The organism is Streptomyces sp. NPDC045778 (genome assembly GCF_056431945.1).
In genome coordinates this window covers 354904-374641 of the sequence record NZ_JBWKJZ010000002.1, presented here as the reverse complement: position 1 = coordinate 374641, position 19738 = coordinate 354904, and the positions used below count along the sequence as shown (strand labels likewise).

At 72.6% G+C, this 19738-nt stretch carries 13 protein-coding genes and 1 pseudogene; 7 read left to right on the top strand and 7 right to left on the bottom strand.

Annotation, left to right across the window (positions count from 1 at the left end):
- The first annotated feature begins 168 nt into the window (after positions 1 to 168).
- Both AC07GB_RS04390 and AC07GB_RS04385 read left to right on the top strand, forming a co-directional pair.
- The gene (locus AC07GB_RS04390; RefSeq protein WP_478841693.1) at positions 169 to 1242 is read left to right on the top strand and encodes a LysR family transcriptional regulator; all 1074 of its coding nucleotides are present in this window, start codon (positions 169 to 171) and stop codon (positions 1240 to 1242) included.
- Between the two features lie 162 nt (positions 1243 to 1404).
- The gene (locus tag AC07GB_RS04385) at positions 1405 to 2379 is read left to right on the top strand and encodes a hypothetical protein (protein WP_478841692.1); all 975 of its coding nucleotides are present in this window, start codon (positions 1405 to 1407) and stop codon (positions 2377 to 2379) included.
- Positions 2380 to 2434: 55 nt separating this feature from the next.
- Here AC07GB_RS04385 and AC07GB_RS04380 read toward each other — a convergent pair whose 3' ends face one another.
- On the bottom strand, positions 2435 to 4537 hold the full coding sequence (locus AC07GB_RS04380) for a PhoX family protein (RefSeq protein ID WP_478841691.1): 2103 nt from the start codon (positions 4535 to 4537) through the stop codon (positions 2435 to 2437).
- 630 nt (positions 4538 to 5167) lie between these two features.
- Between AC07GB_RS04380 and AC07GB_RS04375 the strand changes: the two genes are divergently transcribed.
- Both AC07GB_RS04375 and metG read left to right on the top strand, forming a co-directional pair.
- The gene (locus AC07GB_RS04375; RefSeq protein ID WP_478841690.1) at positions 5168 to 6001 is read left to right on the top strand and encodes a VWA domain-containing protein; all 834 of its coding nucleotides are present in this window, start codon (positions 5168 to 5170) and stop codon (positions 5999 to 6001) included.
- Positions 6002 to 6039: 38 nt separating this feature from the next.
- Positions 6040 to 7668: a methionine--tRNA ligase gene (metG, locus tag AC07GB_RS04370; RefSeq protein WP_478841689.1), complete on the top strand. Its 1629-nt coding sequence runs from the start codon at positions 6040 to 6042 to the stop codon at positions 7666 to 7668.
- 66 nt (positions 7669 to 7734) lie between these two features.
- On the opposite strand, the gene AC07GB_RS04365 is transcribed toward metG, so the two are convergent.
- Positions 7735 to 8322 (bottom strand): TetR/AcrR family transcriptional regulator, encoded by a 588-nt coding sequence (locus AC07GB_RS04365; protein WP_478841688.1) that lies wholly within the window; start codon positions 8320 to 8322, stop codon positions 7735 to 7737.
- A 110-nt stretch (positions 8323 to 8432) separates the two neighbouring features.
- Here AC07GB_RS04365 and AC07GB_RS04360 point away from each other — a divergent pair.
- Both AC07GB_RS04360 and AC07GB_RS04355 read left to right on the top strand, forming a co-directional pair.
- Positions 8433 to 9311: pseudogene (locus AC07GB_RS04360) on the top strand (NAD(P)-dependent oxidoreductase); the annotation flags it as partial.
- A gap of 118 nt (positions 9312 to 9429) precedes the next feature.
- Positions 9430 to 9627: a hypothetical protein gene (locus AC07GB_RS04355; protein WP_478841687.1), complete on the top strand. Its 198-nt coding sequence runs from the start codon at positions 9430 to 9432 to the stop codon at positions 9625 to 9627.
- Between the two features lie 3 nt (positions 9628 to 9630).
- On the opposite strand, the gene AC07GB_RS04350 is transcribed toward AC07GB_RS04355, so the two are convergent.
- The 4 genes from AC07GB_RS04350 to aspS form a co-directional block, all read right to left on the bottom strand.
- Positions 9631 to 11208 carry an ABC transporter substrate-binding protein gene (locus AC07GB_RS04350; RefSeq protein ID WP_478841686.1) on the bottom strand — a complete coding sequence of 526 codons (1578 nt, stop codon included), beginning with the start codon at positions 11206 to 11208 and terminating at the stop codon, positions 9631 to 9633.
- A 68-nt stretch (positions 11209 to 11276) separates the two neighbouring features.
- Complete coding sequence (locus AC07GB_RS04345) at positions 11277 to 13481, bottom strand: DEAD/DEAH box helicase family protein (RefSeq protein ID WP_478841685.1); 2205 nt, start codon at positions 13479 to 13481, stop codon at positions 11277 to 11279.
- A gap of 111 nt (positions 13482 to 13592) precedes the next feature.
- Positions 13593 to 14177 carry a TetR/AcrR family transcriptional regulator gene (locus AC07GB_RS04340; RefSeq protein WP_478841684.1) on the bottom strand — a complete coding sequence of 195 codons (585 nt, stop codon included), beginning with the start codon at positions 14175 to 14177 and terminating at the stop codon, positions 13593 to 13595.
- A 112-nt stretch (positions 14178 to 14289) separates the two neighbouring features.
- A complete protein-coding gene (aspS, locus tag AC07GB_RS04335) occupies positions 14290 to 16071 on the bottom strand; it encodes an aspartate--tRNA ligase (RefSeq protein WP_478841683.1) in 1782 nt (593 codons plus the stop codon).
- Between the two features lie 146 nt (positions 16072 to 16217).
- On the opposite strand from aspS, the gene AC07GB_RS04330 reads away from it, so the two are divergent.
- Positions 16218 to 18509 carry a SpoIIE family protein phosphatase gene (locus AC07GB_RS04330; RefSeq protein WP_478841682.1) on the top strand — a complete coding sequence of 764 codons (2292 nt, stop codon included), beginning with the start codon at positions 16218 to 16220 and terminating at the stop codon, positions 18507 to 18509.
- On the opposite strand, the gene AC07GB_RS04325 is transcribed toward AC07GB_RS04330, so the two are convergent.
- On the bottom strand, positions 18449 to 19528 hold the full coding sequence (locus AC07GB_RS04325; protein WP_478841681.1) for an AI-2E family transporter: 1080 nt from the start codon (positions 19526 to 19528) through the stop codon (positions 18449 to 18451). The genes AC07GB_RS04330 and AC07GB_RS04325 overlap by 61 nt on opposite strands.
- Positions 19529 to 19738 lie beyond the last annotated feature (210 nt).

The following is a 19738-nucleotide window of genomic DNA, read 5'->3' as shown; positions in this document are numbered from 1 at the left end:
CGGTATCCGTGAGTGTCGGGCAGCCTGGCGCGTTGCGGATGATGGCAGGTGGCGATAGCCCCGGCCTATCGCCGCACATCCGGTCACCGGACGCAGGGGCAACTTCTGGGGTTCCATGGGTGTTTGGGAGGCTGGTGTGCCGCCGTAACCCGCTCTACGCTCACGGCCATGGAGCTCGAGGTCAGGCACCTCCGCGCACTCTGCGCCATCGCCGACAGCGGCAGCCTGCACAAGGCGGCGCGCCAACTCGGCATGAGCCAGCCCTCGTTGACCACCCAGCTGCGGCGCATCGAGCACGCCGTGGGCGGCCAGCTCTTCACCCGCGAGCGCACCGGCTGCCGCCCGACCCCGCTCGGCCGCACCGTGCTCAGCCGCGCCCGGCCGCTCGTCATCGAGATGCGGGCCCTGGTCACCGAGGCCCGCGCGGCCGCGGCGCGCTCCGCCGACGGGGAGCCGCGCCTGCGCATCGGGTCCACGGCGAGCCGCGCCATACCGGGCTGGCTGCGCAGGCTGCGCGCCAGCATGCCCGGCACCGAGACCTCGCTCCAGATGGACGTGTCCGCGAACGCGCTGCTGCGTGACGTGGCCGACGGCCGGCTCGACGTCGCCTTCGTGCACGAGGTGGAGGGCAGCCCGCTCCGCTTCCCCGACGGGCTCGCCCGCCGCGTCCTCATCGACCGCGAACCGCAGTTCGTCTCGCTCGCCGCCGACCATCCCGCCGCGCACGAGAGCGTCGTCAGCCTCGCCGACCTCGCCGACGACCGCTGGATGGTCGACCCGACCGTGGACGGCGAGTGGGACGGCCTGCGGCGGATGCTGAGATCCGCCGGGCTCAACCCCCGCGTGCTGCACGGCGACTATCTGACCGCCGCCACGCTCGTCGCCACCGGCGAGGTCGTCACCGTCTGCCAGCCCACCTCGGTGGCGAGACCCGACATGGCGGTCAGACCCCTGGACGGCGATCCCCTGGGCGTCCGCCTGTATGTGGCGGCCCGTACGGAGACGGAGCTGAACGCCGTGTACGGCGAGCTGGAGGCCGCGTACTGGGAGGCCGCCGCGGAGTCCCCCGCCTACCAGGACTGGCTGCTCGGCACCCGCGGCGCCGGGCCCCCCGCCTCCTGTCCCCCGGACCGTCCCCCCGCACCTCCCGCGTGTCCCCCCGACCGCCCGGCGCGTGCCGTCCCCGCGCCGGGGGACCTTGGCCCCCACCCCACTCGGGACCTTCGGCCAACCCCTCTCTGACCTGCACTTCTTACCGTTTTACGGTTCCGCGTCGCGCTCTGCGGCCAGTTGTTACGTTCCCTACGGACGACGCACACACGGCACCCGTAGCTTCCTGTCCGTCGCCACCGCAAAGGGGCACAAAGACGGACACGACGCCGACCAGTACGAGGGAACCACGCCATGCGCGCCACCCGACGCACCTTCCGCACCGCCGCCATCGCCACCGGCGCGATCGCCGCGCTCGCCGTCCCCGCCACCGCGGCCTTCGCCGACACCCCGGCGGCCCCGCACCAGGCCGAAGGCACCACCGCGCCGAGCGACCAGGCGACGCCGACCCCGGACCCCACACCGACCCCGGACGACCACACCACGCCGGACGACCCCACGAAGCCGGACGGCGAGACCAAGCCCGACGACCACACGAAGCCCGACGACGAGACCAAGCCCGACGAGGACAAGGACAAGCCGGTCCCCGGCGGCTGGGAGTCCAAAGGCACGGTGAGCCTCGGGGGCGGCTGGGCCGCCAAGGTCGACGTGAATGCCTCCGCGCGCTCCGCCAAGGCTCAGCTGTTCGAGAACGGCGTCGCCAAGGGGGCCCTGAAGGCGTACATCGAGCCCGCCTCCACGAAGATCGACGGCTGTACGTTCACGCTGACCGCCGACGGCACGGTCACCAAGACCGGTACGCCGCTCCCGCCGAAGCCGAAGCCGAAGCCGGAACCGTCGAAGAAGCGCGCCTTCGTCCGCGAGTACAAGAACCTCGGCAAGACCGGCTTCGACGCCAAGGTCTACAAGACCAAGACGGGTTACGAGGCCGACATGATCGCCCCGGCCCCGGGCACCGGCAAGAAGACCGTCTGGGACACCCTGAAGCAGACCGGGAACAAGGCCGCGTACGGGCAGCACAACGGCGCGCACTTCGTGCTCAACCCCGACGGCACGATGAAGGGCTGGGTCGAGGGCCGCAGCGGCAAGCCGGCCACCCCGGGCACCTCCACCAAGGTCCCGCAGGGCGGTGTCAAGGCGGGTGCCGACGGTGTGAGCGGCACCGGCGCCTCGCACGACACCCCGCTGGTCGCCGCCGGCGGCGGCATGGCGGCCCTCGGCGCGGCGGGCCTGGGCTTCGCGATGTACCGCCGCAAGCAGAACGGCTAGTCACCGGCACGTGAGGAGGGGCGCCCCCGGCGAGGGGGGCGCCCCGCCCGCGTACTCAGACGCCGATGTCGTCACCGTTCGCGCGCCACACCGACACGACCGCCGGGCGCACGATCTTGCCGGGGCCGTCGGGCCAGACGCTCGCGGGCTTCTCGACGGACGCGCCGTCGATTTCACCCGGGTGCTGCACCGCGACGAGCACCCGCCGCTCCTGCACGAGCGGGCCGCAGGTCTCCGCGCCCGCCGGCATGGTCAGGAACTGCTTCAGCTCACCGCGCCGCTCGCCCTTCGTGGCCACGCCGAACAGGCCGTCGTGGGAGCCGAGCTGGTTGCCGTCGGTGGAGATCCACAGGTTGCCGTGCGGGTCGAAGGCCACGTTGTCCGGGCAGGAGATGGGGCTGACCTTGTCCTTGGGGAAGCCCGCGAAGTACGTGGCCGGGTCGTTCGGGTCGCCCGCGACGAGGAAGAGGTTCCAGGCGAAACGCGTGGCCTCCGGCCGGTCGCGGGACTCCGTCAGTTCGAGCACCTGCCCGTGCTTGTTGAGGTTGCGCGGGTTGGCCTCGTCGGCACCGGCCTTGCCGGGCTTGCCGCGGTCGCTGTTGTTCGTCAGGGCGACGTACACCTTGCCGGTCTTCGGGGACGGCTCGATGTCCTCGGGCCGGTCCATCTTCGTGGCCCCCACCTTGTCACCGGCGAGCCGCGTGAAGACGTACACCTCGTCGGCGGTCATGCCCTCCACGTGCGAGACGGCCTTGCCGCCCGCGTACGCGGTGGCCAGCGGGATCCACTCGCCGCCGCCGTCGAACTCGCCGTCGGCCGGGAGCTTGCCCGTGCCGTCGATCTCCCCGGCCGGGGAGTCACCCGTGAACTTGGCGACGTACAGCGTGCCCTCGTCGAGCAGCGTGAGGTTGTGCTCGCGCGCCCAGCGCGAGTTCCCCTTCGCCATCCGCTTGCTGCTCACGAACTTGTACACGTAGTCGAACCGCTCGTCGTCGCCCATGTAGACCACCGGGCGGCCGTCGCGGGTCAGCCGGGGCTGGGCGCCCTCGTGCTTGAAGCGGCCGAGCGCGGTCCGCTTGCGCGGCACGGAGTCCGGGTCGTACGGGTCCAGCTCGACGACCCAGCCGAAGCGGTGCGGCTCGTTCGGCTCCTTGGTCAGGTCGAAGCGGTCGTCGAAACGCTCCCACTTGCGCTCGGACTCGCCGCCGACGACGCCGTAGCGCTTCAGGCGCGCGGCCTGGGTGGGGTCGGTGACCTTGTCCGCGTGCGCGAAGTACTGGTTGAAGTTCTCCTCGCCGTGCAGCGTGGTGCCCCACGGGGTGGTGCCGCCGGAGCAGTTGTTGAGCGTGCCGAGGACGGTGGTACCGCGCGGGTCGGCCTTCGTACGGACGAATTCGCTGCGGGCGGCGGGGCCGGTGAGGTGGAACTTGCTGGTGGCGGTCAGGCGCCGGTTGAGGCGGTGGCGCGGCACGGCGCGCAGCGCGCCCGTCTTCCGCTCGCCGTCGACCACGACCACGGACAGGCCGTGCGCGGCCCAGGCGATCTCGACCTGCTCGCGGGTCGGGTTCTTGGCGTCGTAGCCCTTGAACATCAGGACTTCGTCCGTGTACTCGTGGTTGGCCACGAGCACCTGGCGGCCGTGCTCCTCGCTCTCGCCGCGCAGCGGGAGCAGGCTGAGGAAGTCGTTGTTGTAGCCGAACTGGCCGGCCTGGGCCTTGGCCGTCTGCTTGGCCGCGTCGAAGGCGGGGGCGCCGCGCAGGATGGGCTCGCCCCAGCGGATCACGACGTTCTGGCGGTAGCCATCGGGGACGGTGACCTTGTCGGCCGTGTTGGGCGCGACGGGCGTGTACCGCAGGCCGCGGGCGCCCTTGCCGCCCTTGGGTTTGTACGCCGCCGGGGTCGCGGCCGCGGCTTCGCCCGCGCCGGGGCCGAGGGCGACGCCGCCCGCGGCCGAGGCGGCCACGGTCACCACGGCCGCCGCGCGCATCACGGAGCGGCGGCTCAGGGCGCCGGCTATGACGTCGCCGACGTATTCGTTGTCGCTGGTGTTCGGCACCGGGTGGAAGCAGGCGTCGCCGCAGCGGAACCGGCACGTCATGGCGGAGCGGCCACCGGCACCGCCCGGGTGCGAGGTGATCAGGGGCAGCAGCTTGCGCACGGGTTCCTCCAGGATGGCTTAAACGGGCTGCGACGTGGCTGTTTTCACTCGATTCACAGCGGTCCGGCTGGAGGCTAGGGGCGGTGGCCAGCAGGACGGGGGACTGCGGGTGAACGGAGCGTGAACCGCGCCTGGCCCCTGGGGTCGGCCCGGGGGGCCCGTGCGGCCGGGGAGGCGGCGGATACCCTTACGTGTCCTTGGGGCCGGGGGGACGGCCGGGGACTCACACACGCCGAACTCACATTTAGGGGTGCGCACATGGGCATTCTGGATCGTCTGCGGAGCGCGTTCCGGCGGGGCCGGGCCAATCCGGCGCCCCCCGCTCCCCAGCCCGAGCCTGCGGCCCCGGCCGCCCCCCAGGCCTCCGTCCCGGCTCCGGCGTCCCCCGCGGAAGACCTCGTAGCAGCAGCCTTCGACAACGTAACGGTCCGCCCCTCCGAGCCGGCCCCACTTTCCCACCCACCCGCCCATGACGGGGAAGCACCCACCACGGCCCCCACGGCGACACCCGCTCCCCCCGAGCAGCCGTCTGTTCCCGAAACCGCTGTGGGCAATCGTCCCGCGGGGCGAGTGGGGCACCCCCTGCTCGAGCGAAGCCGAGAGCTTGGGGAAGGGTGGGCACAGCCCGAGGTGCCGAGCAACCGTGAAGCAGAGCCCACCCCCGCGGAGCCCGCGCCCATAGAGGAGCCCGAGGCGGAGGCCGCCGTCGAGGTGGAAGCCCCGGCGGAGGAAGAGCCCGAGCCCGCAGAGGCCCCGGTCGAGCAGGAGCCCGAGGCGGAAGCCCAGGAGGAAGCCCCCGCCAAGCCCGCGCTCAGTCTGGCCAGGCTCAAGGCGCGGGCACCGGGGCTCGCCCCGGCGTACAAGGCGGCCGGCGCGGCCCTGCGCAAGCGGGGCCTGACGGGCACCCGAGCCCAGGTCTACCTCGTCCTCGACCGCTCCGGCTCCATGCGCCCGTACTACAAGGACGGCTCCGCCCAGGCCCTCGCCGACCAGACCCTCGCCCTGGCCGCCCACCTCGACCCCACCGCCACCGTCCACGTCGTCTTCTTCTCCACGGACATCGACGGCACCGGCACCCTCACCCTCACCGACCACGAGAACCGCGTCGACGAGCTGCACGCGGCCTGCGGCCGCATGGGCCGCACCAGCTACCACCGCGCCGTGGAGGAGGTCGTGGCCCACTACGAGAAGAACGGCGACGAGGGCCCCGCCCTCGTGATCTTCCAGACCGACGGCGCCCCGGACACCAAGGGCCCCGCCACCCAGGCCCTCGCGGACGCCGCCCGGCATCCGCTGTTCTTCTCCTTCGTCGCCTTCGGCGACGAGGACAGCAAGGCCTTCGACTACCTGCGCCGCCTCAAGGCCGGCAACGCCGCCCACTTCCTCGCGGGCCCCACCCCCAAGGAACTCACCGACAAGCAGCTCTACGAGGGCCTCCTGGCCGCCTGGCGCCCGCGGCCGTGAGGTGAGTGGATCTTCGTCGGGCCGTTAGGATTTCGACCATGGCGGCCACTGGATCCGAGAAGCAGGGAGCGGACGAGAGCGCGAAGGCGTTCTACGTCTCGACCCCCATCTACTACGTAAACGACGCTCCTCACCTGGGCCACGCCTATACGACCGTCGCAGGCGACGTGCTCACGCGCTGGCACCGGCAGCGCGGCGAGAAGGTGTGGTACCTCACCGGCACGGACGAGCACGGTCAGAAGATCATGCGCACGGCCGAGGCGAACGGCGTCACGCCGCAGGAGTGGTGCGACAAGCTCGTCACCGAGGCCTGGCGCCCCCTGTGGGAGCACCTGGAGATCGCGAACGACGATTTCATCCGCACCACGGAGAAGCGCCACACCGACCGCGTGCAGGAGTTCGTCCAGGACCTCTACGACAAGGGCGAGATCTACAAGGGCGGCTACGAGGGCCCGTACTGCGTCGGCTGCGAGGAGTACAAGCTCCCGGGCGAGCTGCTCGACGGCGAGGGCGCGTACGACGGCCAGAAGCTCTGCCCGATCCACAAGAAGCCGGTGGAGCTGCTCAGCGAGGAGAACTACTTCTTCAAGCTGAGCGAGTACGGCGACAAGCTGCTTGAGCACTACGCCGCCCACCCGGACTTCATCCAGCCCGAGTCCGCGCGCAACGAGGTCGTGAATTTCGTCAAGCAGGGCCTTCAGGACCTGTCGATCTCGCGCTCCACGTTCGACTGGGGCGTGAAGGTCCCGTGGGACGACAAGCACGTGATCTACGTGTGGGTCGACGCGCTGCTCAACTACGCCACGGCCGTGGGGTACAACGAGAACCCGGCGAAGTTCGACGCGACCTTCCCCGCGAACGTGCACCTGGTCGGTAAGGACATCCTCCGCTTCCACGCGGTCATCTGGCCCGCGATGCTGATGGCCCAGGGCCTCCCGCTGCCCGGCAAGATCGCCGCGAACGGCTGGCTGATGGTCGGCGGCGAGAAGATGTCGAAGTCCAACCTCACCGGCATCAAGCCGCAGGACCTGACCTCGCACTTCGGCGTCGACGCCTACCGCTGGTACTTCCTGCGCGCCATCGCCTTCGGCCAGGACGGCTCCTTCTCCTGGGAGGACTTCACCGCCCGCTACACCAGCGAGCTGGCCAACGACTACGGCAACCTCGCGTCCCGCGTGGCCGCCATGGTCGGCAAGTACTTCGGCGGCGCCCTGCCCGCCGCCACCGCGGACGGCCCGGCCGAGGCCGCGGTGCACGAGGGCCTCGCCAAGGCCGTCGCCGCGGCCGACCGGAAGATCGGCGACGACCTCGACTTCCAGGGCGGCATCCTCGCCGTCTTCGACTTCGTGAAGCAGGTCAACGGCTACATCACGGAGCAGGAGCCGTGGAAGGTGGCCAAGGACGAGTCCGAGCAGGGCAAGGCCCGCCTCGCGACCATCCTGTACACGGCCGCCGAGTCCCTGCGCGCGGTCGCCGTGCTCCTCAACCCCGTCATGCCCGACACCTCCCAGAAGCTCTGGGACTCCCTCGGCGCCGAGGCGTCCCTGGGCGCGCTCGCGGACCAGAAGGTCCAGGACGCGGGCGCGTGGGGGCAGCTCCCCGCGGGCTCCACGGTGACGAAGGGCGCGGTGCTCTTCCCGCGTCTGGAGGAGCCGAAGAAGGCCTAGCCGCCACCCCCGGCAGAGACACGAGAAGGGCCCGGAACACTTCGTTCCGGGCCCTTCTCGTCGTGGTCAGCTCCGGTACGTCCCGACGAGCCGGGCCAGCTGCCGGCCCGCCGCCCGCAGGGGCTCCTCGCTGCGGCTGACCTGCGCCGTCACCTCGGCGCCCTCCAGCGTGCTGATGACGGTGGTCGCCACCTCGCGCGCGTCCTGCTCCGTGAAGCCGCAGGACCGCAGCTTCCCCTCGACGACGGCCTCCCAGGCGCGCAGCGCCTCGCCGCACACCCGCTGGATCTCCGAGTCCGTGCCCAGGGTCTCCAGGGCGGCGGCCGTGACGGGGCAGCCGTCGGTCCAGCCCGACTCGCGCAGCGCGACGGCGAGCCGCACGGCGCACGCCTCGACGGCGGCGGCCGGGTCGTCCTCCGCGTCGAGCGCGTCCTGGAGCAGCCAGCCGAACTCCTTCTCGCCGTGCTTGATCGCGGCCACCGCGACGGCCTCCTTGCCACCCGGGAAGAAGTGGTAGACGGAGCCGAGCGTGGCCTGTGCCTCCTTGGCGATCTGTTTGATGCCGGTACCGACGTAGCCCTGCCGCTGGATGAGCTGCGCGGCGACCACGACGATCCGCTCGCGCGTGCTGGGGGGCGCGCTGAACATGCTCATCCCGCCACCTTACCCATCCTCTGAGTAGAGCGTTCGTTCTAGTGCTGTGTTACGTTACTCCTGGCTCTGGATAGAGCGTTCGTTCTAGAGGTACTCAACAGCGAAGACAGGAGACAGTCATGTCGCAGTCCGTGACCGTGCTGGGGCTCGGGCCGATGGGGCAGGCCATGGCGGGCGCGTTCCTCGACAGGGGTTACGAGGTCACGGTGTGGAACCGCACCCCCTCGCGCGCCGCCGCGCTGGTCGAGCGGGGCGCCCGCCTCGCCGCCACCCCCGACGAGGCCCTGCGCGCCAATGAGCTGGTGGTGCTGAGCCTGATCGACTACGACGCGATGTACACCGCGCTCCAGGGCGCCGAGGCCGCGGTCGCCGGCCGGGTCCTGGTGAACCTCAGCTCCGACACCCCGGAGAAGGCGCGCGCGGCGGCGAAGTGGACGGCCGGGCTCGGCGGCACCCATCTGACGGGCGGGGTGCTGTCGCCGCCGCGGGGCATCGGAAGCCCGGAGATGTCGACCTTCTACAGCGGGCCGCGCGAGGCGTACGACCGGCACCGCGCCGCCCTCGAAGTGATCACCGGCAAGACCGACTACCGGGGCGAGGACCCGGGCCTCGCCGCGCTCATGTACCAGCTGAACATGGTGATCTTCTGGCCCGCGATGCTCTCGTACTGGCAGGCCGTCGCCCTCGCCTCCCGGCACGGCCTGACGGCGCGGGACATCGCCCCGTACGCGGCGGAGAACTTCGCGGGCATGGGCGAGTTCCTCGACTTCTACGCGCCGCGCATCGACGCGGGTGACCACGCCGGGGACGTGGACCGCATCTCGATGGGGCTCGCGAGCATGGAGCACGTCGTCCACACGAACGCGGACGCGGGCGTGAGCACGGCGTTCCCGCAGGCCGTCCTGGACGCCTTCCGGCTGGGCGCGGACGCGGGGCACGGCGCCGACAGCTTCAGCAGGCTCGTGGAACTCCTGAAGGACCCCGCCTGACCGCCTCTCCGGGCGGGCCGCGCACGAGTGGCTTGATCTCTACCCCGTCGATGAGCTGTTGATCACTTCGTGACCGGTCTCACTCCGCCTTCACGCCCGCGCACGTACGCTTCACAGCATGGCCACGAATCCCGCTTCCGACACGCGGCGCCCCCGGCGCACCGCGGACGAGGTGAACGAGGAGATCCGTGCGCTGTGGCTGCGCTGCGGCGGGCGGTTGAGCACCGACCAGCGACGTGAGTATCAACGCCTGGTCACGGAGTGGGCGACGGCGGAGGCCGCGGACCACGAGGACTCCCCGACGAGAGCCGCGTAGGCGTCAGCCGCTGGGCACGACGCAGTCGCGCGGCTGGGCACGCCCGTCGGGCCACCCGAGGCCCACGAACCTCAGCTTGCGGGTGCGGGGGTCGAGTTCGACCACGGCCACGGGTTTGTCGTAGGGATTGCCCGCGTTGGTCAGGCACACCCACCCGCTGGTTCCGGCCACCCGGTGCGCGGACTCAAGTCGGGACCACTGGGCGGCGACCCGCTCGCGGGGCGGCACCGCCCCGGCGGAGCGGGCGTTGGCGAGGAAGACGGCCTGCGCGATGGTGCGTACGCCGTCGTGCACGAGCATCGTGCGCGAGTCGTCGTAGCGGACGGGGCCGATGTCCCCGGCTCCCTGCCGGTCGGTGAGCGCGCGCAGCTCGGCCAACTCCCGCTGCGGCTCGGTCAGATGCGCGGGCCGGCCCTTGGCCGACGCCAGGGACCGCGTCCAGGCCTCGGGGTGTCCGGGCGCGGTGTACTGCACGGTGACGGTGGGCTCCTCGGTGCCGGCGTCGCCGCGCAGCTTTCGCCAGTCCGCGTCGCTCATGTAGCGGTCCAGGGTCGCCGCGCCCGAACCGCTCACCACCGTGTACCGCTTGCCCCTGCACGGCACCTCCGCGAGCTTCAGGGCGAACAGGCGCAGGTGCACGGGGCGGCCCGCGAAGTAGACGACCTTGGCCCGGGACTGGCAGATGTTGTGGCCGATCAGCGAGAAGTCGTTGCCGGTCTCGCCCGGGTCGTTGAGGGAGGGGGAGGTGAACACCTGGTCCTTCGCGCCCGCCGGGCCCGACTCGTCGGCGCTGAACGCCCGCGCGAGGGACTCCACATAGATGTCGTCCGGGCGCATGTCCTTGACCAGGACGGTCTCCTCGTCGCGAAGGCCGTGGTGGAAGGCGGCGAGCGCCGCCGCCTGCTGCCGGTTGGTGGGGATCACCCGCGCGAGGCCCGGGAAGCGCGGCTTGCCCTCGCGCCGCTCGGCGTTGGCGAGTTCGTCGGCGCTGGCCCGGCTGATGAGGACGGGCACGCGCAGCTCGTTCGTGAGCCGGTCCACGGCGTCGACGGTGTGCCGCAGGCTCAGGTTGAAGCCGGTCACCGCGCGGAGGTTGTGCTTCTTGTCGTCCGCGAGCCGCGCCAGGTCGTCGACGACGCGGGCCTGCTGGGCGTAGTTCCGGCCGGGGTTGGCGAGCACCAGGCGGATCAGCGGCTTCTGTTCGGCGCGGTTCGCGCGGTACTGCGCGAGGTAGGCGCCCTGGACGTCGCTGCGCAGCTGGGCGCGCTCGGCGGCCGACTCCGGCTGGAGGGGCAGCAGCATCGCCACGGTGACGTGGGGCTCGCCGTCGATCCGCCGGTTCTCCCGGTCGATCGCGGCGCTCACCCTGCCGATCTCGGACGTGCCGAAGTCGTAGCCGGAGCCGTTGACGCCGACGCACTCGCCCCGGTGCCTCTCCACGCCGTCGGCGCAGTGGTCGGGCCCGCCCACTGCGGTCGGCACCAGGGTGCCCACGGCGACCCCGACGGCCGCCACGACCAGGATCGTGACGGCCTTCTTCAGGCGCGTGGCCCACACGTGGTGGTACAGCCAGTTCAGCACCGCCGCCCCCTTCGCCCCGCCATCCGACGTCCCCTCTCCCGCGTCACCCCGTGGCGTACGCCCGGCTGTCAGCCGATGTGCCGCGTGCACGCGCACGGCTTCAACGGCTGCCTCTCCCGGGCCCGCTGAGCCCACTCCCCGGCCGTGCGCGACAGCACCTCGATGCCCGGCACCGGCTCGTCGCCGAGCCGGTCGAGCAGCTGCCGCCAGATGCCCGTCACCGCCGGGTCCACCGGGCCCGTGCGGTCCTCGTACAGCCACACGGCGTGCAGCAGCCGGTCCACGCGGCGCCGCAGTACGTCATCACCGGTCGCGGGGGTCTCCCCGAGCGCGCGGGCGTGCCGTTCGTCGGGCGTGCCCGCGAGCGGCGCCTCGCAGGGCGCGCCCGCGACGGCGAGCAGCTCCCCGCACCAGTCGGCCATGGCCCGGCGCGGATCACGCCCGGGAAACGTCCGCGTCAGATGGTCGACGGCCCGCGCGGCCCCGCCCGCGGCCAGGTCGTGGTGGGCGGCGTGCGCGGCGGCCGAGCCGAACAGCTCGTCGGCGGCGTCCGGGGGCGGCGGCCCGAAGTGGTCGCGCAGCAGCGCGTGGTCGGCGCGCCACATGGCGCCCCGCTGCCGCACCGGCCCGTCCGTCATCCCGTACAGACGCCGCATCAGCAGGTGGCGCAGGCCGCGGTCGCCGATGAAGTGGCGCGGGCAGTGCGGCCAGCCGTTGTCCTGGAGGAGTTCGGCGACGCGGTACGCGGACAGGCGCTCGTCCCGGTCGCCCTGCCGGGCCCGGATCAGGCGCTGCGCGCACGGCCCGGTGTGCGCGAGGGACAGATGGCTGAGCAGGTCCAGCCAGTGGCCGTGCTGCTCGGGCGGCAGCTCCTCGGGGAGCTGGCGCAGGACGAGGTCGTCGAGGAGCAGCTCGGCGACGGGCCTCGGCGGCGCGTCGGCGGCCTCCCGGGAGCGCACGGGCGCGTCCAGGAGGGACCAGTCGGTGAGCGCGGCCGGATCGGTGACGCGCAGCGCGGCCGCCGCCTCGCCCAGGCGCGTGACGAACAAGGGGCGGCCGCCGCTGAGCCGGTGCACGGCGCTCTCCACGCGCAGCCGCGCGGCGTGCTCGCCCGGCGGATGGCCCGCGTCGTGGCCGTGCCCCTGGAGCCGGGCCAGTTCGTGGTTCTGCTGCTCGGCGGTCAGCGGCGGCATCCGGACGAGCAGCGCGCCGCGCGCGGGCGCGACCAGGCCCGGGACGCCGCCCGGTCTTCGGGTCCAGGCGGGCAGGCCGCCGTCGGCCGGGCCCCAGACGGCCGGGGCGTCCGCGGCCCCGTCCGGCGCGTCGGGGAAGCGGTACAGGAAGCGGCCCCCGTCCGCGCGGCGCGCGGTGGCGAGGACGACCACGCGGTCGTGGTGGCCGCTCTCGCGGTCGAGCAGGACGGACCGGAGCAGGCGGCGGCCCACGCTGTTGTCGGCGTGGTCGAGCAGGACGACGGGCCGCCCGGCGCGGGCCATCCGGCCCCGTACGGAGGTGTACGCGGCCTCCACGTCCTCGCGCAGGGCCCGGAAGAGGAAGCTCTCCGCGTTGGCGCGGGCGTCGCCGCCCTGCTGGAAGTCGACGCTCAGCGCGTGCAGGCCGAGCCGGGGGTGCCCGGCCGCGCCCGAGTAGGAGCCGTAGCAGGCCTCAAGGGCGGCCTTGCCCTCGGACGAGGTCCGCTCGAAGAGTTCGTCGAGGATGGCGGTGATCAGCGGTGTGGCCAGCGGCTGGGCGACGAGGAGCGTGCCGAGCGCGGCCAGGTAGGCGCGGAAGGCGCGGTGCAGCACGCCGCCCCAGAACGAGCCCCGCGGCAGCAGGTCGTCGTACCTGCGCACCTCGCCCAGGCCGTCGGCCGGGTTGGCCAGGGCGTCACCGGCGGCGACCGCCACCAGGCCCGCGTACAGGCGCGGCACGCCGATCGCCCCGCCGTCGCCGCTCCACGCGCCGAACTGGACCGCCAGCTCCCGCAGCGCCTCGGTGGCCTCCGAGCGGGTGGTGAGCCGTTGGCCGGCGGCCTCGCGGAACACGGGCGCCGCGCAGTCGACGTGCGCGGCCGGGACGTAGCGGCCGAACTCGTCGCGTACGCAGCGCAGCAGCCGCCCCTTGCCCATGCCGGGGCCGCCGGTGAGGAGCACGACCGGCAGATCGGGCCCGTACAGGAGCGGGCGGCCCCGGCCCTTGGCGGTCTTGCCGAGCAGCCGGGCGACCAGGCCGTCGTCGTCCAGCAGCTTGCCGAATCCCAGGTCGTCGGACACCGGCCCCCCGAAGCGTCACGGTTCCGTCCCGCACCCGCGCCACGTAACGGACCGTCAGGGTAAGGCCTTGACCGGGGTGTTGAGGAGACCCCGCCGCGTCACGATTGGCCGTCAGGCGCCGCCGAGCGCCGGGTTCGGGGTGAGGATGCGGCGCAGGATCGCCTCGACCTCGGCGCGGCCGGGAGGGGTCCGCGAGGCGAGGGAGCGCAGGCTGATCCCCATGAGCGCGGCTCCCGCGGCGGCGGCGGTGTCCGGGTCCGTGTAGTGGGTCAGGGCGCGCAGGATGTGCCCCTGGTGCTCCTCGGCGATGTGGCGCAGCGCGGGCCTGCGCAGCGCGGCGAGGTACAGCTCCAGGTCCACGACCTGCTGGGCCCGCTCGGGCCCCGCGAGCGGCGGCAGGACCGCGTCGGCGAGGAGCACGGCGTGCTGCTCGGGCGTCAGCTCGGGCCGGCGCGCGACCCACTCGTCGAGGTAGGCGGCGAACCGGTCGACGGACCGCCGCAGGGCCGCCGCGATCAGGTCGTCCTTCGTGGCGAAGTGGTACGTCGTCGCGCCGAGCGGCACGCCCGCCTCGGCGGCGACGGCCCGGTGCGTGAGCCCTTCGACGCCGCGCTCGGCGATGACGCGCTCGGTGGCGGCGGCGATCTCCTCGATGCGCCGCGCGGGATCACGGCGCCGGGGCTCGGCGGCGGCCATGGCTCCTCCTGGACGGCGCGGGCAACGGTACATGCGTACTGTAACGCCGAAGGGCCCGGAACCGCCTGGTCCCGGGCCCTTCACGCGAAGCCGGAGGCTGGAGGCCGGAGGCCTACTTCTCGGCCTGCTCACCCTTGGCGGGAGCCTTGCGCAGGGCGATGTTCAGCTCCTTGAGCCGCGCCTCCTCCAGGACCGTGGGCGCGCCCATCATGAGGTCCTGGGCGTTGCCGTTGAGCGGGAAGGCGATGGTCTCGCGGATGTTCGGCTCGTCCGCGAGGAGCATGACGATGCGGTCGACGCCCGGGGCGATGCCACCGTGCGGCGGGGCGCCGAGGCGGAAGGCGCGCAGCATGCCCGCGAACTCCTGCTCGACGGTCTCCGCGGCGTAACCGGCGATCTCGAAGGCCTTCAGCATGACCTCGGGCTCGTGGTTCCGGATGGCGCCGGAGGACAGCTCGATGCCGTTGCAGACGATGTCGTACTGCCAGGCGAGGATGTCCAGCGGGTCCTTCTCCTGAAGGTCCTTCATGCCGCCCTGGGGCATCGAGAAGGGGTTGTGCGAGAAGTCGATCTTGCCGGTCTCCTCGTCCTTCTCGTACATCGGGAAGTCGACGATCCAGCAGAACCGGAAGACGTTCTCCTCGAAGTGGCCCGCGCGCTTGGCGGCCTCGACGCGGACCGCGCCCATGATCTTGGAGACCTCGTCGAACTCGCCCGCGCCGAAGAACACGGCGTGGCCGGCCTCCAGGCCGAGGCGCTTGGTCAGCTCCGCCACGTTCGCCTCGGTGAGGAACTTGGCGATCGGGCCCGCGAAGGCGCCGTCCTCGCCGACGCGGATCCAGGCAAGGCCCTTGGCGCCGTGCTCGACCGCGTACTCGCCGAGGCCGTCGAAGAACTTGCGGGACTGCCCGGCCGTGTCCGGCACCGGCAGGGCGCGCACGTGCTTGCCCGCGAAGGCCTTGAACTCCGAGCCCTCGAAGACGTCGGTGATGTCCACCAGCTCGAGCTTGGCGCGCAGGTCCGGCTTGTCGTTGCCGTACTTCAGCATGGACTCGCGGAACGGGATGCGCGGGAACGGCGAGGTGACCTCGCGACCGCCGCCGAACTCCGTGAACAGCTCGGTCATCAGCTTCTCGATGGGCTGGAAGACGTCTTCCTGCTCCACGAAGCTCATCTCGACGTCGAGCTGGTAGAACTCGCCCGGCGAGCGGTCCGCGCGCGCGTCCTCGTCGCGGAAGCACGGCGCGATCTGGAAGTAGCGGTCGAAGCCGGAGATCATGAGCAGCTGCTTGAACTGCTGCGGGGCCTGCGGCAGGGCGTAGAACTTGCCCGGGTTCAGGCGGGAGGGGACCACGAAGTCCCGCGCGCCCTCGGGGGAGGTCGCGGTGAGGATCGGCGTCGCCATCTCGTTGAAGCCGAGGGCCACCATCTTGTGGCGGATCGCGGCGATGACGGCCGAGCGCAGCATGATGTTGCGGTGCATGCGCTCGCGGCGCAGGTCGAGGAAGCGGTACTCCAGGCGGCGCTCCTCGTTGACCCCGTCCTCCGCGTTGATCGTGAAGGGCAGCGGGGCCGCGGCGCCGAGCACCTCGACGTCGGCGGCCTCGATCTCGATCTCGCCGGTGGGCAGCTCCGGGTTCACGTTGTCCGCGCCGCGGGAGACGACCTTGCCGTCGACGCGGACGACCGTCTCCTTGGAGAGCTTGTCCAGGACCTCGGCGGCGGCCGTGCCGGGGCGGGCCACGAGCTGCGTGATGCCGTAGTGGTCGCGGAGATCGATGAAGAGGATGCCGCCCAGGTCGCGCCGATTGTGCAGCCAGCCGCTCAGCCGGACGTCCGTGCCGACGTCGGAGGCGCGCAGCTCACCGCACGTGTGGGACCGGTACCGATGCATCGTCGTTCATCCACTCTTTCGAGATCTGGGGCTAGCTGCCAAGGCTACCGTCCAGCACAAGATCACTTCGCCGGGGCGCGAACCACCGGGGAGCCGCGCCGGGCACTCGGTGGCGGCTGGTCCGAACCTGTTCCTACAGTGAGTCAATGCGCACCGATGAGCCCCGCGAGCAGAGGGGTGACGCCTCCCTGCCGCCCGGCCAGGGCGCCCTGCCCCCTGTGGAGGACGTACTCACCGCGATCGCCACCGGCCTGTGGCGCTGGGACAACGCGAGCGGCACCGTCACCCTGGACGCGGAGGCCGCCCGGCTGCTCGGTCTCGCGCCGCGCGCCCAGACCACCACCGAGGTCGGCGTGCGCTCCCGCTTCCACCCGGTCGACTGGAACGAGATCCACGGCATCGTGCAGCTCGCCGTCGCCGAGGGCACCCTCGCCGAGGCCCGGCTGCGGATCATGGACGAGCAGGGCCGGCACGTCCTGCGTACGGTCCGCAGCCGCACCAAGCCGGTCGTCCACGACGCCTCGTCGAACGCGTACGAACTGATCGGCACCCTCCAGGAGGTGTCCGAACCCGGCCCCGGCGCCGCCGCCCGCGCGCCCGTCACCGGCGACTGGCGCCGCTCGCGGGAGGCCTTCCTGCTCGACGCGGGGCGCGCGCTCGCCGAGGCGCGGTCCACGGAGGAGGTCCTGCGGGTGGCCGCGGGCCTGTCGATGCCCGGGTTCTCGCCGGACGGCCTCGCCGTCTTCGGCTCCACCGGCGACCGGCTCACCGTCGTCGGCCACCACGGGCACCACGGCTACGGGGACGACGATCCGCTCGCCGCCATGCCCCTGGACACCGACTACCCGGCCGCCGAGGTGCTGCGCACCGGCCGGGCGGTCTATCTGTCGTCCCCGCAGGAGTACCGCCGCCGCTATCCGACGACGTGGCCGCTGGCGTCCCGCTTCAAACGGCAGTCCTGGGCGTTCCTGCCGCTGACCGTGGCGGGGCGCACGATGGGTGCCTGGATGGCCGCGTTCACCTACCCCGTCTCGTTCACGCCGGACGAGCGCTCGGTCCTGACGACCGTCGCCCGGATGCTGGCGCAGGCCCTGTCGCGGGCCGGGGTCGCCGAGTCCGAGCGGGAGCTGACCGAGGGCCTCCAGCGGTCCATGATGCCGACGCTGGGCCCGGAGATCCCGGGCATGAGCGTCGCCGCGCGCTATGTGCCGACCGGCGGCGGCCTCCAGGTCGGCGGCGACTGGTACGACATGATCCCGCTGCCCAGCGGCCGCATCGCCTTCGTCATCGGCGACGTACAGGGCCACGACGTACGGGCCGCGGGCCTGATGGGGCAGCTGCGCATCGCCCTGCGCGCGTACGCGTCCGAGGGCCACCGCCCGGACGCGGTCCTGTCCCGCGCCACCCGCTTCCTGTCCGGCATCACGGACGGCATCACCTACGGGTCCACCGACACCCGGGACGACCCCGACCACGCGGCCACGGACCCGCGCTTCGCGACGTGCCTCTACGTAGAGGCCGATCCGGCGACCGGCCTCCTGGAGATCGCCCGCGCGGGCCACCCCGAGCCCGTCATCCGCATGTCCGACGGAACGGTCCTGCAACGGCCCATCGCGGGCGGCCTGCCCCTCGGCATCGACCCGGACGCGGACTACCCCACGACCCGCCTCGTCCTCGACGCCGGCGACACGATGCTGATCTGCACCGACGGCCTGATAGAGACCGGCGGCCACGACCTGGAGACCGGCTGGACCAGGATCCGGCGCATCCTGGAGAACTACGACGGGTTCTCCGAGTACGCGGAGCCCGCGGGGCCCGAGTACGAGGGCAGGGCCCGTCCCTCCGGGGCGGACGACGACCTGGAGACCCTCGCCGACACCCTCGTCCAGGCGGTGCACGGCCCCTCGTCGCACCACACCACGGGGCCGCTCGCCGACCGCCGCGAGGACGACATCGCCGTCCTGCTGCTGCGCCGCACCGGGCGCCCCGACGAGCGCGCCCGGATCCGCCGCACGATGCTGACCATCGCGCAGGCCGAGCCGGAGCGCGTCGCGGGCGCCCGGGGGCATCTGCGGGACCTGCTGCACGACTGGGCGGACGACGACCAGGTCGACTCCGCCGTCCTGCTCATCTCCGAGATGATCACCAACGTCCTGGTGCACACCGACGGCGACGCCCTCCTCGTCGCCGAGGTCACCGGCGAGAGCCCCGCGCGCAGGCTGCGCGCGGAGGTCACCGACAGCAGCGACGACCTGCCGCACAAACGGCACCCCGGCGAACTCGCCTCCTCCGGGCGCGGCCTGGTCCTGATGGACCTGCTCGCCCACCGCTGGGGCGTGGACCCGCGCGGGGAGGGCAAGAGCATCTGGTTCGAACTCTACGAAGGCTCCGCCTCGGCCGACGAGGACCCCGGGGCCGCGGCCGCCTTCTCGGCGTAGCGGGCCCGCAACTCGCTGACCACACCGAAGGCCGCGGCCGTCAGCGGCACCGCGAGCAGCATGCCGATGATCCCGGCGACGGAGGCACCCGCGGTGATCGCGAGCATCACCACCGCGGGGTGCATCTGCACGGTCCGGCTCTGGATCATCGGCTGGAGTACGTGCCCTTCGAGGACCTGCACCGCGAGCACCACGCCGAGCGCCCACAGGGCGATGGCGAGGCCTCGGTCGGCGAGCGCCACGAGCACGGCGATGGCGCCGGACAGGAACGCTCCCAGGTACGGGATGTAGGCGCCGACGAACACCAGGGCGCCGAGCCCCCATGCCCCCGGGACGCGCAGGACCAGCAGCCCGACGGTGATGCACACCGCGTCGATGAGCGCGATGAACGTCGTCCCGCGCATGAACCCCTCGACGGCCGTGAAGGCCCGCCGCGCCATCGCCTCCGCGGTGTCCCCGGAGTGCGCGGGTACGAGGGCCCGCAGCGTGCTCGCCGCCTTGTGGGAGTCCCGCAGGAAGAAGAACACCAGCAGCAGCGCGAGAACGGCGGTCGCGATCATCTCGCCCACCACGCTCAGCCCGCTGACCACCCCGGAGGCCGCCGTGCCGCCGAACTTGCCCAGCAGGTCCTTGGAGTTGGACGCCAGGTCGTCCAGGGAGGTGCCGGCCGCGCCGAAGTGCTTCGACAGGTCGTGGGCCGCGTTCTTCAGCGAGTCCACGATCTGGCCCCCGGTGTCGATCAGGGCCTTCACCACGATGTACGTCGCCCCGCCGACGACCGCGAGCACGGCCGCGCACGTCAGGCCCGCCGCGAGGGACCGCTGCACCCGCATCCGCACCAGGCGCCGGTACAGCGGCCCGAGCAGCGCGGTTCCGAGCAGCGCGAGCAGTACAGGGGTGACGGCCGTCTTGAAGACGACGCACAGCCAGACCCCGACGGCGGCGACACCCGTGACGAGCAGCGCGACCACACACCAGGCGGCCAGCCGCCGCACCACCTCAGGCAGAAGGGAGGACACCCTGCCACCCGAACACGGCACATCAACCGCCGCACGCGGAGTGACGCGCCTGGGTGTCGTCCCCCTCCTGTGGGCAGCTGGTCCGCCCAGAGGGCGGAACGGGTGGGCACAGCCCGGGCGCCGAGCAACTGTCCAGCAGGGCCCGCGCCCCGGGCAGGGGGCACCCGCCCCGGGCAGGGGGGCACCCGCCCCGGGCAGGGGGCAGGCGCC